The organism is Pseudomonas fluorescens (assembly GCF_001648775.1).
Lineage (GTDB): Bacteria > Pseudomonadota > Gammaproteobacteria > Pseudomonadales > Pseudomonadaceae > Aquipseudomonas > Aquipseudomonas fluorescens_M.
Genome location: NZ_LVEJ01000003.1, coordinates 204,140 through 218,685, shown reverse-complemented (window position 1 = coordinate 218,685; position 14,546 = coordinate 204,140). Strand labels below are relative to the sequence as shown.

Sequence of the window (14,546 nt, the reverse complement as noted above, 5' to 3'; positions counted from 1 at the left end):
ATAGAAACATTAGCCAGCTATATGATTTTTTCATTGCCTGCCTGGCCGTGCCCTCCGAGGTCTGAAGTGAAAACTGCTGTCGCGCCCCTAGCTCATGAAGTCCCGCCTGCTGCGGTGGACGATGTCGTCGCCGAGCTGCAAGAGATTTACATCGAAAAAGGCACGCCGATGTTCATGCGCACGGTGCTGGCGTTGTTCAGCGGCGGCTTTGCGACGTTTGCCTTGTTGTATTGCGTGCAGCCGATGATGCCGCTGCTGTCCCACGAATATGGGATCAACGCGGCGCAGAGCAGCCTGATCCTTTCGGTGGCCACGGGCATGCTCGCCATCGGCCTGCTGATCACCGGGCCGATTTCCGACCGGGTCGGACGCAAACCGGTGATGGTGACCGCGCTGTTCGCGGCAGCGCTGTGCACCATGGCCAGTGCAATGATGCCGAGTTGGGAAGGTGTGCTGATCATGCGCGCACTGATCGGGCTGTCGCTGAGCGGCCTGGCAGCGGTGGCGATGACGTATCTGAGCGAAGAGATTCATCCGCAGCACATTGGCCTGGCGATGGGGTTGTACATCGGCGGCAACGCGATTGGCGGGATGAGCGGGCGTTTGATCACCGGTGTGTTGATCGACTTCGTCAGTTGGCACACGGCGATGCTGGTGATCGGCGGTCTGGCAATGATCGCGGCGGCGGTGTTCTGGAAGATCCTTCCGGAATCACGCAACTTCCGCTCGCGTTCACTGCACCCGCGCAGCCTGCTCGACGGCTTCACCATGCACTTTCGCGATGCCGGTCTGCCGCTGCTGTTCCTTGAAGCGTTCCTGTTGATGGGCGCGTTCGTCACACTGTTCAACTACATCGGTTATCGCTTGCTGGCGGCGCCGTACAACCTTGATCAGGTGTTCGTCGGTTTGCTGTCGGTGGTGTACCTGTCGGGGATCTACAGCTCGGCGAAGATCGGTTCGCTGGCGGACAAACTGGGGCGGCGCAAAGTGTTGTGGGCGACCATTGCACTGATGTTTGCCGGTCTCGCGCTGACGATGTTTACGCCGCTGTTGCTGGTGATCGTCGGCATGTTGATCTTCACCTTTGGCTTCTTTGGCGCGCATTCGGTGGCGAGTAGCTGGATCGGCCGTCGCGCGACCAAGGCCAAGGGGCAGGCGTCGTCGTTGTATCTGTTCAGCTATTACGCTGGGTCGAGCATTGCCGGCACGGCGGGCGGGGTGTTCTGGCATCTCGGCGGCTGGAATGGCATCGGCCTGTTTATTGGTGCGCTGTTGCTGATTGCGCTGCTGGTGGCGTTGAAGCTGGCGAAGTTGCCGCCATTGCAGGGTGTTAAGGCCTGATACAAAACCCGTGTAGGAGTGGGCCTGCTCGCGATAGCGTTTTATCAGTTAATGCAAATGTTGCTGATCCACCGCTTTCGCGAGCAGGCTCGCTCCCACATTTGATCTATGTCTGACTTTGGATTGTGGAAACAAAAACGCCCGGCATATGCCGGGCGTTTTTTATTGGATCGCGATCACTCGTGATACTGCGCCGACAGCTCATGCACTGCGCGCAGGAACGCACCGGCATGCTCCGGATCAACCTCAGGGGTGATGCCATGGCCGAGGTTGAACACATGCCCACTGCCCTTGCCGTAGCTGGCCAGAATGCGTCCGACTTCAGTGCGGATCGCTTCCGGTTTGGCGTAGAGCACGGTCGGGTCCATGTTGCCTTGCAGCGCAACCTTGTCACCAACGCGGGCGCGGGCATTGCCGATGTCGCAGGTCCAGTCCAGACCCAGTGCGTCGGCGCCTGCGTCGGCGATGCTTTCCAGCCACAGGCCGCCGTTTTTGGTGAAGAGAATCACTGGGACCTTGCGACCGTCGTGTTCGCGGATCAGGCCGCTGACGATTTTCTTCATGTAGGCCAGCGAGAATTCCTGGTACGCCGCCGCCGACAGGTTGCCGCCCCAGGTATCGAAGATCTGCACCGCTTGCGCACCGGCCATGATCTGGCCGTTGAGGTACGAGGTCACCGACTGCGCCAGTTTATCCAGCAGCAGGTGCATGGCTTGCGGGTTGTCGTAGAGCATCGCTTTGGTCTTGCGGAAGTCTTTCGACGAGCCGCCTTCGACCATGTAGGTCGCCAGGGTCCAAGGGCTGCCAGAGAAGCCGATCAACGGCACACGACCGTTGAGCTCGCGACGGATGGTGCTGACCGCGTCCATGACGTAGCCGAGGTCTTTGTGCGGATCCGGGATCGGCAGGGCTTCGATGTCTGCGAGGGTGCTGACGACTTTCTTGAAGCGCGGACCTTCACCGGTCTCGAAGTACAGGCCCTGGCCCATGGCATCGGGGATGGTGAGGATGTCGGAAAAGAGGATCGCCGCGTCCAGTTGTGGATAGCGGTCGAGCGGTTGCATCGTGACTTCGCAGGCGAACTCCGGATTCATGCACAGGCTCATGAAATCACCGGCCTGGGCTCGGCTGGCGCGGTATTCCGGCAGGTAGCGGCCGGCCTGGCGCATCATCCACACCGGGGTGACGTCAACGGGTTGCTTGAGCAGGGCGCGGAGGAAACGGTCGTTCTTCAGGGCAGTCATGTCGGCATCCGGAAAAAAAGTGCGGGCATTTTCTCAGAGCGCGAGGCAAAAGGCACGGATGCAGGTCAGCCTTTTGTCTATCGGGTCAATTTATTGCGTTGGAATACAGAATTTGCAGCCCCCAAAAACAACTGTGGGAGCGAGCCTGCTCGCGAAGAGGCCGGCACATCCAACATTTAAGTTGGCTGACAGACCGCTTTCGCGAGCAGACTTGCTCCCACATTTTTGATCGCATTTCAGCTTGAAATGTAATCAGACGCCCAGGTAATCAAGAATCCCTTCGGCGGCGTTGCGGCCTTCGAAGATCGCCGTCACCACCAGGTCGGAACCGCGCACCATGTCGCCACCGGCGAAGATTTTCGGGTTGCTGGTCTGGTGCTTGTACTGACCTTGCTCAGGCGCAACGACGCGGCCCTGGCTGTCGGTCTGGATTTCGAACTGTTCGAACCACGGCGCCGGGCTCGGGCGGAAGCCGAAAGCGATAACCACGGCGTCGGCCGGGATGATCTCTTCGGAACCCGGGATCGGTTCAGGGCTGCGACGGCCACGGGCATCCGGTTCGCCGAGACGGGTCTCGACCACTTTGACGCCTTCAACCTTGTCTTCACCGACGATAGCGATCGGCTGACGGTTGTAGAGGAATTTCACGCCTTCTTCCTTGGCGTTCTTCACCTCTTTGCGCGAGCCGGGCATGTTCGCTTCGTCACGACGATAAGCACAGGTCACCGACTTGGCGCCCTGACGGATCGAAGTACGGTTGCAGTCCATCGCCGTGTCGCCACCGCCGAGTACCACGACCTTTTTGCCTTTCATGTCGACGAAATCTTCCGGCGACTTTTCAAAGCCCAGGTTGCGATTGACGTTGGCGATCAGGAAGTCCAGCGCGTCATACACACCCGGCAGATCCTCACCGGCAAAACCGCCCTTCATGTAGGTGTAGGTGCCCATGCCCATGAACACTGCATCGTATTCGGCGAGCAGTTGTTCCATGGTCACGTCTTTGCCGACTTCGGTATTCAGACGGAACTCGATGCCCATGCCGGTGAAGACTTCGCGACGATTGCTCAGCACGGTCTTTTCCAGCTTGAACTCGGGGATGCCGAAGGTCAGCAAACCACCGATTTCCGGGTTCTTGTCGAACACCACCGGGGTCACGCCGCCGCGTACCAGCACGTCGGCACAACCCAGACCCGCCGGGCCCGCGCCGATGATCGCGACACGTTTGCCGGTCGGTTTGACCTTGGACATGTCCGGGCGCCAGCCCATGGCGAACGCGGTGTCGGTGATGTACTTCTCGACCGAACCGATGGTCACCGCGCCGAAGCCGTCGTTAAGGGTGCAGGCACCCTCGCACAGACGATCCTGCGGACAGACCCGGCCGCAGACTTCCGGCAGCGTGTTGGTCTGGTGCGACAGCTCGGCGGCCTGGAGGATGTTGCCCTCGGCCACCAGCTTCAGCCAGTTCGGAATGAAGTTGTGCACCGGGCACTTCCATTCGCAATACGGGTTGCCGCAACCCAGGCAGCGGTGGGCCTGATCGGCCGACTGCTGGGGTTTGAACGGTTCGTAGATTTCGACGAACTCTTTCTTGCGTTGACGCAACAGTTTCTTCTTCGGATCTTTGCGCCCGACATCGATGAACTGGAAGTCGTTATTCAGACGTTCAGCCATTGTTAAAACCTCATCAAACTCTTCAGGCGCATATCACTGCGGGTTGGCACGAGTGCTGGAAAGCAACGATTTCAGGTTGGCAGCCTTCGGCTTGACCAGCCAGAAACGGCGCAGGTAGTCATCGAGGTTTTCGGCGAGTTCACGACCCCACTCGCTGTCGGTTTCCGCGACATACTCGTTCAGCACGTTTTGCAGGTGGCTGCGATAGGCTTCCATCGCCTCGCCGCTGATCCGCTGGATTTCCACCAGTTCGTGGTTGACCCGGTCAACGAAGGCGTTGTCCTGATCGAGCACGTAGGCGAAACCACCGGTCATGCCAGAGCCGAAGTTGTAACCGGTCTTGCCCAAAACGCAGACAAAACCACCGGTCATGTACTCACAGCAGTGATCGCCAGTGCCTTCCACAACCGTGTGGGCACCGGAGTTACGCACGGCGAAACGCTCGCCTGCGGTGCCGGCGGCGAACAGCTTGCCGCCCGTGGCGCCGTACAGGCAGGTGTTGCCGATGATGGCGCTTTCCTGAGTCTTATAGACGCTGCCTTTCGGCGGCACGATGGTCAGCTTGCCACCGGTCATGCCTTTGCCGACGTAGTCGTTGGCGTCGCCTTCCAGGTACATGTTCAGACCGCCGGCGTTCCACACGCCGAAGCTTTGACCGGCAGTGCCCTTGAAGCGGAAGGTGATTGGCGCTTTCGCCATACCCTGGTTGCCGTGCTTGCGGGCGATTTCGCCGGAGATCCGCGCGCCGATCGAACGGTCGCAGTTGCAGATGTCCAGATCGAACTCGGCGCCGCTCATGTCGTTGATCGCCGACGAAGCCATCTCGACCATTTTCTCGGCCAGCAAACCTTTGTCGAACGGCGGGTTGCGCTCAACGCCGCAGAACTGAGGTTTGTCTGCCGGAATGTGATCGCTGCCCAACAGCGGCGTCAGGTCCAGGTGGTTTTGCTTGGCGGTCTGGCCTTCGAGGATTTCCAGCAGATCGGTGCGGCCGATCAGCTCTTCGAGGGAGCGTACGCCCAGCTTGGCCAGCCACTCACGGGTTTCTTCGGCGACGTAGGTGAAGAAATTCACCACCATGTCGACGGTGCCGATGTAGTGATCCTTGCGCAGCTTCTCGTTCTGAGTCGCAACGCCGGTGGCGCAGTTGTTCAGGTGGCAGATACGCAGGTATTTGCAGCCCAGCGCGATCATTGGCGCGGTGCCGAAGCCGAAGCTCTCGGCGCCGAGAATGGCTGCCTTGATCACGTCGAGGCCGGTTTTCAGGCCGCCGTCGGTCTGCACCCGGACTTTGCCGCGCAGGTCGTTGCCGCGCAGGGTCTGGTGGGTTTCGGCGAGGCCGAGTTCCCACGGTGCGCCGGCGTATTTGATCGAGGTCAGCGGCGAAGCACCGGTGCCACCGTCGTAGCCGGAGATGGTGATCAAGTCCGCATAGGCCTTGGCCACACCGGCGGCGATGGTGCCGACGCCTGCTTCAGCTACCAGTTTCACCGAAACCAATGCCTTCGGGTTGACCTGCTTGAGGTCGAAAATCAGCTGCGACAAATCTTCGATCGAATAGATGTCGTGGTGCGGCGGTGGCGAAATCAGGGTTACGCCCGGCACTGCATAACGCAGCTTGGCGATCAGACCGTTGACCTTGCCGCCCGGCAGTTGCCCGCCCTCACCCGGCTTGGCGCCTTGCGCGACCTTGATCTGCAGCACTTCGGCGTTGACCAGGTATTCCGGGGTTACCCCGAAACGGCCAGTCGCAACTTGCTTGATTTTCGAGCTCTTGATGGTGCCGTAACGCGCCGGGTCTTCACCGCCTTCGCCGGAGTTGGAACGCGCACCCAGGCGGTTCATGGCTTCGGCCAGGGCTTCGTGAGCCTCCGGCGACAGTGCGCCCAGCGAGATACCGGCGGAGTCGAAGCGCTTGAGCACCGATTCCAGCGGCTCGATTTCACTGATGTCCAGCGGCGTATCGAGGGTCTTGACCTTGAACAGGTCGCGGATCATCGACACCGGACGGTTGTCCACCAGCGAGGTGTATTCCTTGAACTTGGCGTAGTCGCCCTGCTGCACGGCGGCTTGCAGGGTGTTGACCACGTCCGGGTTGTACGCGTGATATTCGCCACCGTGGACGAACTTCAGCAGACCGCCCTGCTGGATCGGCTTGCGCGGACTCCAGGCTTCGCTGGCGAGTGCTTTCTGCTCGGCTTCGATGTCGACGAAACGCGCACCCTTGATGCGGCTCGGCACGCCACGGAAGCTCAGGTCGCAGACTTCTTCGGACAGGCCGATCGCTTCGAACAATTGTGCTCCGCGGTAGGAGGCGATGGTCGAGATACCCATCTTCGAGAGGATCTTCAGCAGGCCTTTGGTGATGCCTTTGCGGTAGTTCTTGAACACCTCATAGAGGTCGCCCAGCACTTCACCGGTACGGATCAGGTCGCCCAGCACTTCGTACGCGAGGAACGGATACACCGCCGAGGCGCCGAAACCGATCAGCACCGCAAAGTGATGCGGGTCACGGGCGGTCGCGGTTTCAACGAGGATGTTGGAATCGCAACGCAGGCCTTTTTCGGTCAGGCGGTGGTGCACCGCACCGGTCGCCAGCGAGGCGTGGATCGGCAGCTTGCCCGGGGCGATATGACGGTCGCTCAGAACGATTTGGGTACGACCGGCGCGCACGGCTTCTTCAGCCTGATCGGCAACATTGCGGATCGCCGCTTCGAGGCCAACGTTTTCGTCGTAGTTGAGGTCGATGATCTGCCGCTCGAAACCCGGGCGGTCGAGGTTCATCAACGAGCGCCACTTGGCCGGGGAAATGACCGGCGAGCTGAGGATCACGCGCGAGGCGTGTTCCGGCGACTCCTGGAAAATGTTGCGCTCGGCACCGAGGCAGATTTCCAGCGACATCACGATCGCTTCACGCAGCGGGTCGATCGGCGGGTTGGTGACCTGCGCGAACTGCTGGCGGAAATAGTCATACGGCGTGCGCACGCGCTGCGACAGCACGGCCATCGGCGTATCGTCGCCCATCGAGCCCACGGCTTCGTAGCCTTGCTCGCCGAGCGGACGCAGGACCTGATCGCGCTCTTCGAACGTGACCTGATACATCTTCATGTATTGCTTGAGCTGATCGACGTCGTAGAACGCCGAACCGTGGTCGTTGTCTTCCATGGTCGCCTGAATGCGCAGGGCATTCTTGCGCAGCCATTGTTTGTACGGATGACGGGATTTCAGACGGTTGTCGATCGCATCGGTGTCGAGGATCTGCCCGGTTTCGGTGTCCACCGCGAAGATCTGCCCAGGGCCGACGCGGCCCTTGGCAAGCACGTCTTCGGGTTGGTAGTTCCACACGCCGATTTCCGAGGCAAGGGTGATGAAACCGTTTTTGGTGGTGACCCAGCGCGCCGGGCGCAGACCGTTACGGTCGAGCAGGCACACCGCGTAACGACCGTCGGTCATGACCACGCCGGCCGGGCCGTCCCACGGTTCCATGTGCATCGAGTTGTACTCGTAGAACGCACGCAGATCCGGGTCCATGGTTTCGACGTTCTGCCACGCTGGCGGAATGATCATCCGCACGCCACGGAACAGGTCGATACCACCGGTGACCATCAACTCGAGCATGTTGTCCATGCTCGACGAGTCGGAACCGACACGGTTGACCAGCGGGCCGAGCTCTTCCAGATCCATCAGATCGTTGCTGAACTTGGTCCGACGGGCCTGCGCCCAGTTACGGTTACCGGTGATGGTGTTGATCTCGCCGTTGTGGGCGAGGAAGCGGAATGGCTGCGCCAGCGGCCATTTCGGCAGGGTGTTGGTGGAGAAGCGCTGGTGGAACACGCAAATCGCGGTTTGCAGGCGCTCGTCGCTCAGGTCTGGATAGAACGCAGCCAGATCGGCCGGCATCATCAGGCCTTTATAGATGATGGTCTTGTGCGAAAAGCTGCAGATGTAGTGGTCGGAGTCGACGGCGTTGGCCACCGACGAACGACGACGCGCACTGAACAGCTTCACGGCCATGTCCTGATCGCTCAGGCCTTCACCGCCGATGTACACCTGCTCGATCTGTGGCAGGCGCTCAAGGGCCAAGCGGCCGAGGACGCTGGTGTCGATCGGCACTTTGCGCCAACCGATCAACTGCAGGCCTTCAGCGAGGATCTCGCGGTTCATGTTCTCGCGAGCGGCTTCGGCCTTGACCGGATCCTGGTTGAAGAAAACCATGCCCACCGCATATTGCTTGGGCAGCTCAACGCTGAAGGTTTCCTGGGCAATGGCGCGCAGGAAGGCATCAGGCTTCTGAATCAGCAGACCGCAACCGTCACCGGTCTTGCCGTCGGCATTAATCCCACCGCGGTGGGTCATGCAGGTCAGGGCCTCAATGGCCGTTGTCAAAAGGGTATGACTGGGTTCGCCCTGCATATGGGCTATCAGGCCGAAACCGCAGTTATCCTTGAATTCATCTGGTTGGTACAGACCTGCTTTCATAGACACTTTCTCACCAGGCTGCCTCTTTTCGAGGCAAATTTCTTTTCAATTCAACCACTTGCATCCCGCGCCGAACGTACGCCGACTTAGCAGGGGCAAAAGGGTGGTCATTGTACACAGCGACACAGAGGCTCACAAATTTGACGACGAACTGTCGCAAATTCATGTCGCATTTGTGAAAGGTTTAAAGCGATATGCTGTGCTAGTCAAAACTTTTTTAATTTTGACCGCAACGACTCAAAGACTACTGTGACGCAGACACCACAAGGCACGCGGCCTGTGAAGGCGGCGCGCACTCGTAGAAATTTTGAGGTGCTTGGAGAGGCGGCCTGGGTAAGGCCGCCGAATCTTCAGCGAGTTGTTGCCAGTTCCTGTTGGACGCTGGCGACAGTGCGAGGCCAAGGTTTACCAGCCTGAACCTTCGCTGGCAAGGCCTTGATGGCAGAAACGGCTGCATCACGATTGGCGAAGTTGCCGTAGGTGATCACGTAGAGAGGCTTGCCGTTGAGGACTTTCTTGAAATAACGGTACTCGCCGCCCTGCTCCTTGACGAAGCTTTGCGCGGCCGTTTCCGAGCTGGTGCCGAGGATCTGCACCACGTAGTTGCTGGTCGGCTGACCGGCGTACCAGCTGCCACCGGCGGCTTTGGCGACGGTAACCGGCTTCTCGGCCGGTTTGGCCGCAGCAACTGGCTTGGCTGGCGCTGGAGCGGGTTTCGCCGCTGGCGCTGCCGGAGCAGGTTTGGCGGTGGCAACCTGAGTCGGAGCCGGGGTCGGTTTGGCCGCAGGGGCTGGGACCGGTGTCGGTGCAGGACCGGCCGGAACACCCGCCGGTGGCGCCGAAGTCGTTACGGTTGGCGGCGTTGCGCTGGAGCCTTCGAGCGGCACGCCGTCGTCACCTTCAGTGATGCCACCGGCCGCTTCAGCCAACGGGCCGCGCATCACCGGTTGCGAGTTGCCGACCAGCGGCAGCGGCATCGGTTGTGTATTACCGGCGAATTCGACGTTCGGCGCGCCGCCATTGGCTGCGCCCTGGCCCAACGGCAACTGCGCCTGTTCATTGGCCGGTGCGCCGGTGGTTGGCGCCTTGTTGCGACCCGGCATCAGCCAGGCGGCGGCGACCGCGACCACAACGACGGCGGAAATCGCCAATACGTGTTTCTTCGGCATGTTGAACCCCATACTTGGACGCTTGACCGCAGAGCGGCTGGCAATCATGACTTCGATCAGAGCATCGCGAGCGACCTGGTTGATGTTGCCCGGCCAACCCTCGGCGCTTTCGTGAATATCAGAGATCTGATCCGCGGTGAAAAGTTCGACACCCCGGCCTGCACCTTCGAGCCGTTGGTCGAGATACTCGCGGGTCTCTTCTTCGGTGTACGGCTGCAATTCGATGACGTGGAAGCGCTCTTCCTCAAGCTGCAAGGCCTCGAGCTGAGCAATCAACGACGACTCGCCGAACAGGAATACGTGCGGGCGACCTTCCGGCGCGCCGGCACCCAGCGCCATCAGCGCTTCGAGGGCGGACTCGTCGAGCTGCTCGGCGTCATCCACCAGCAGATAGACTTCCTGGCCGGTCAGCGCGAGTTGCACCACCTGATCCAGAATCGCGCCGACTTCGGCTTGCGCCACGTTGAGTGCCTGAGCCACTTGGCGCAGCACGCCAGCAGCATCGCCGGCGCCACGGGCGGAAACCACCACGCTCTGCACCGACTGCTTGTTGGTACTGGCCACCAGTGCCTGACGCAGCAACGTTTTGCCACTGCCTTGCGGGCCAGTGACGACCAGCAGCAACTGGCTATAACGCGCCAGATGATGCAGTTGCCCCAGCACCGGTTTACGCTGGGCCGGGAAGAATTTGAAGCCCGGCACCCGCGGCGCGAAGGGGTCGTGGCTTAACTGGAAATGGCCGAGAAACGCCTCGTCGGCATGCAAACTAGTCATCGGAATCTTATTAACCTTTAAGCTGAGCCAGGGCGCGGTAATCCGCTCCCAGCGTGGCCTGTAGAACCTCTTTCGGATAATCGTCGGTCACTACCGCTTCGCCCATCCGGCGCAGCAGCACCAGGCGCAGACGACCGTCGATCACTTTTTTGTCGATTGCCATGTGTTGAAGAAAATCGGCTTCGCTCATTTCAGACGGCGGCACCACCGGCAGACCGGCGCGCTGGAACAGACGGATGCCGCGATCGCGCTCCGCATCACTGATCCAGCCCAGACGCGCGGACATTTCCAGCGCCATCACGGTGCCAGCCGCAACCGCTTCACCATGCAGCCAGACACCATAGCCCATGTGGGTCTCGATGGCGTGGCCGAAGGTGTGGCCGAGATTGAGCGTGGCGCGCACGCCGGTTTCCTTCTCATCGGCGCCCACCACAGCAGCCTTGGCCGCGCAGGAGCGCTCGATCGCATAAGTCAGGGCCTTCTGGTCCAGCGCGCGCAGGGCATCGACGTTGTCTTCGAGCCAGCTCAGAAACGGCTCGTCGCAGATCAGCCCGTACTTGATGACTTCGGCCAGACCGGCGGACAGCTCGCGCTCTGGCAGGGTTTTCAGGGACGCCGTATCGATCAGCACCACGTTCGGCTGATAGAACGCGCCGACCATGTTTTTGCCCAGCGGATGGTTGATGCCGGTCTTGCCACCCACCGACGAATCGACCTGGGACAGTAACGTGGTAGGAATCTGGATGAAGTCGACGCCGCGCTGGTAGCAGGCCGCAGCGAAGCCGGCCATGTCGCCGATCACACCGCCGCCGAGGGCGATCACCGTGGTGCGGCGGTCATGACGGGCGGTCAGCAGACCGTCGAAGATCAGTTGCAGGGTTTCCCAGTTCTTGAAGGCCTCGCCGTCCGGCAACACTACGGAAATCACCGAGAACTGCGCCAGGCTGCGGGTCAGACGTTCGAGATAGAGCGGCGCAACGGTCTCGTTGGAGATGATTGCCACTTGCCGCCCATGGATATGCGGCGCCAGCAACTCAGGCTGATCCAACAAACCTTCGCCAATATGAATCGGGTAGCTGCGCTCGCCTAGATCGACCTTGAGTGTCTGCATGTGTCCCCACAGTGAAGATGGAAGCAGGCGTCCTGCCCTGAATTATTGGTTGTCTGCGGCCTATAGCGGGTATGACGCCGCTCGCACGCCATCCGCCACAACCGCTACGGCTGTGACAGGACGCCGAGGATAGCGCATTTCGGGCGAGGCTTTAACGGGGTGGCAGCTGCGCGAGGCGATCAAGAATGTCGAGCACCACCATGCGTGGCGGCCGTTCGTCGGTTTCCACCACCAGATCGGCGATTTCCCGATACAGCGGATCACGGATCGCCAGCAGATCACGCAGGGTTTTTTCAGGATTGGCGGTGCGCAGCAACGGCCGGTTGCGGTCGCGCGCGGTACGGCCGACTTGCTGTTCGACGGAGGCATGCAGGTACACCACGCGCCCGCCCTCATGGAGGGCCTTGCGATTGGCATCGCGCATCACCGCGCCACCACCGGTCGCCAACACCACGCCATCGAACGCGCACAGCTCGGCGATCATCGCCTGCTCACGGTCACGAAAGCCGGGCTCGCCTTCCTTGTCGAAGATCCACGGGATATTGGCGCCCGTGCGCAATTCAATTTCCTTGTCGGAATCTTTGAACGGCAGGCGCAGCTCTTTGGCCAGTAACCGGCCGATGGTGCTTTTGCCAGCACCCATCGGGCCTACAAGTATCAAATTTCGCACAGAATCAACGACTCACAGCAATCGCCTGGTTATTCATGATACGTGGTGTGAGAAATACCAGCAGCTCGGATTTTTTCTCCGAAACCACATCACGCCGGAAAAGGCGGCCAAGATACGGCACATCGCCAAGAAATGGCACCTTATCTACAACCTTGCTTTGAGTATTTGAGAAAACGCCCCCAATCACGATGGTTTCGCCGTCGTTGACCAGCACTTTGGCGTTGACCTCGTTTTTCTTGATCGGCGGCACATCCTGCACTTTGTTCAGGTAGTCCGGCTCGTCCTTGGTGACCTTGACCTCCATGATGATGCGGTTGTCGGGGGTGATCTGCGGGGTGACTTCCAGCGACAGCGAGGCTTCCTTGAACGACACCGAAGTCGCACCACTGGAGCTGGCTTCCTGATACGGAATCTCGGTGCCTTTGAGGATCTTCGCCGTTTCTTTGTCGGAGGTAACGACTTTCGGCTGCGAGACGATTTCGCCGTTACCGGTTTTCTCCATCGCCGTCAGCTCAAGATCGAGCAGCACGTTGTCAGTAATGAAAGCGATGCCAATCCCGGAAGTGTTGCCCACGGTGCCCATGTCGACGAACGGCGAGTTGGTACTGGTGCTGCCCGGCGTACCGATGGTGGTCGATGTGCCGTTGCTCACGCCTGAAGTGTTCCAGTTGCCCTTGTTCTGGATCGAGCCGCCCCAGCGCACGCCCAGGCTCTTGTCGTAATCGACGTTGGCTTCGACGATCCGCGCCTCGATCATCACTTGCCGCACTGGAATGTCCAGCTGCGCCACGATGCGCCGCAGTTCGTCGAGACGATCCTGAGTCTGGTAGGCAATGATGTTGTTGGTCCGTTCATCGACGGTGATCGAACCGCGCTCATCGATTTTCGCCTCGGCACTGGTGACCGACTGGAACAGTTTGGCGATGTCCGCTGCCTTGGCGTAGTTCACTTGCAGCAGTTCGCGACGCAGCGGCGCCAGTTCGGCGATCTGTTTCTGCGACTCGAGCTCCTGGCGTTCACGGGCGGCGATTTCATCCGCCGGTGCCACCAACAGCACATTGCCGATCTTGCGTTTATCCAGCCCTTTGGTTTTCAGCACCAGATCCAGCGCCTGATCCCATGGCACATTTTGCAGGCGCAAGGTGATGCCGCCCTGCACCGTGTCGCTGGCCACCAGATTGAGGTTGGTGAAGTCGGCGATCAGTTGCAGCACCGAACGCACATCGATGTCCTGGAAATTCAGCGAAAGCTTTTCACCGACGTATGCCTGACGGTCGGCATTGCGCTTTTGCAGGTCGTCGACCGTCATCGGACGAATGCTGACGGTGAGCTTGTTGTCGGTCTGGAACGTGGAGTACTCGTAGGTGCCGCTGGGTTCGACGCTGATGACCGTGCGATCAGCGCTCACACCGGCATTGACGAACTGCACCGGGGTGGCGAAATCCTTGACGTCGAGGCGCACGCGCAGTTTTTCCGGCAACTGTGTACGGCTGAAACTGAGGATGATCTTGCCGTCATGCTCCTGAATGTCCGGGGCGATGGTCGGGTCGGACAGATCGATGACCACATTGCCCTCGCCTGCCGTCCCGCGCTGAAAGTCCACGCCGCGAATGGCCCGGGTTTTCGGCACGAACGCCTTGGCCGGCGCCGCAGCCGCCGTGGCAGGGCGCGGCACTGCGGCGGCAGGTCGAGGCGCGGCTGCCGACGCGCCCTGCCCCACCACCACGAACAGGTTACTGCCCTCGACCCGCGTGTTGTAGGGCGCAAGCTGCGTAAGACTGACGATCAGCCGCGTGCGGTCCTTGGCTTCGACCACCGTGGCCGTGCGGGCATTACCACTGCCCAGATCGAAGTTCTTGCTCGCCAACTGGCTGGCGACACCGGGCAGATCCAGCGCAATCCGCGCCGGCGATTCGGTGGTGTAACCCTTTGGCTGCGGCGGCGGGCCGTCAAACGACAGCTTCAATTCGACGCGGTCACCCGGCAACGCTGCCACATCGAGCGCCTTCAGATTGGCCGCGAGTACCATCGGCGACATCAGCGCTATCCATAGCGAAAAACCGAGGCGGGAGAAAATCCTGTTCATT

General features: G+C 60.4%; 8 protein-coding genes. 1 reads left to right on the top strand and 7 read right to left on the bottom strand.

All coding sequences use genetic code 11. The annotated features are described in order from the left end of the window. Positions 1 to 114: 114 nt before the first annotated feature. Positions 115 to 1,341, top strand: coding sequence for an MFS transporter (locus A8O26_RS05430; protein WP_437339876.1), 1,227 nt, complete (start codon positions 115 to 117; stop codon positions 1,339 to 1,341). A 176-nt stretch (positions 1,342 to 1,517) separates the two neighbouring features. Here A8O26_RS05430 and hemE read toward each other — a convergent pair whose 3' ends face one another. From hemE to pilQ, 7 genes are all read right to left on the bottom strand, one after another. Beyond that, positions 1,518 to 2,585, bottom strand: a complete 1,068-nt coding sequence (gene hemE, locus A8O26_RS05425) for a uroporphyrinogen decarboxylase (protein ID WP_016983859.1) — start codon at positions 2,583 to 2,585, stop codon at positions 1,518 to 1,520. A gap of 252 nt (positions 2,586 to 2,837) precedes the next feature. Next, on the bottom strand, positions 2,838 to 4,256 hold the full coding sequence (locus A8O26_RS05420) for an FAD-dependent oxidoreductase (RefSeq protein ID WP_007909438.1): 1,419 nt from the start codon (positions 4,254 to 4,256) through the stop codon (positions 2,838 to 2,840). Between the two features lie 33 nt (positions 4,257 to 4,289). Further along, positions 4,290 to 8,735, bottom strand: a complete 4,446-nt coding sequence (gltB, locus tag A8O26_RS05415; RefSeq protein ID WP_064117098.1) for a glutamate synthase large subunit — start codon at positions 8,733 to 8,735, stop codon at positions 4,290 to 4,292. 350 nt (positions 8,736 to 9,085) lie between these two features. Then, positions 9,086 to 10,678, bottom strand: coding sequence for an AAA family ATPase (locus tag A8O26_RS05410; RefSeq protein WP_064117097.1), 1,593 nt, complete (start codon positions 10,676 to 10,678; stop codon positions 9,086 to 9,088). Positions 10,679 to 10,688: 10 nt separating this feature from the next. After that, entirely contained in the window at positions 10,689 to 11,789 is a 1,101-nt protein-coding gene (gene aroB, locus A8O26_RS05405) for a 3-dehydroquinate synthase (RefSeq protein WP_064117096.1), read from the bottom strand. Between the two features lie 151 nt (positions 11,790 to 11,940). Next, positions 11,941 to 12,459 carry a shikimate kinase AroK gene (aroK, locus tag A8O26_RS05400; protein WP_025110261.1) on the bottom strand — a complete coding sequence of 173 codons (519 nt, stop codon included), beginning with the start codon at positions 12,457 to 12,459 and terminating at the stop codon, positions 11,941 to 11,943. A 4-nt stretch (positions 12,460 to 12,463) separates the two neighbouring features. After that, the gene (pilQ, locus tag A8O26_RS05395; RefSeq protein WP_064117095.1) at positions 12,464 to 14,545 is read right to left on the bottom strand and encodes a type IV pilus secretin PilQ; all 2,082 of its coding nucleotides are present in this window, start codon (positions 14,543 to 14,545) and stop codon (positions 12,464 to 12,466) included. Position 14,546 lies beyond the last annotated feature (1 nt).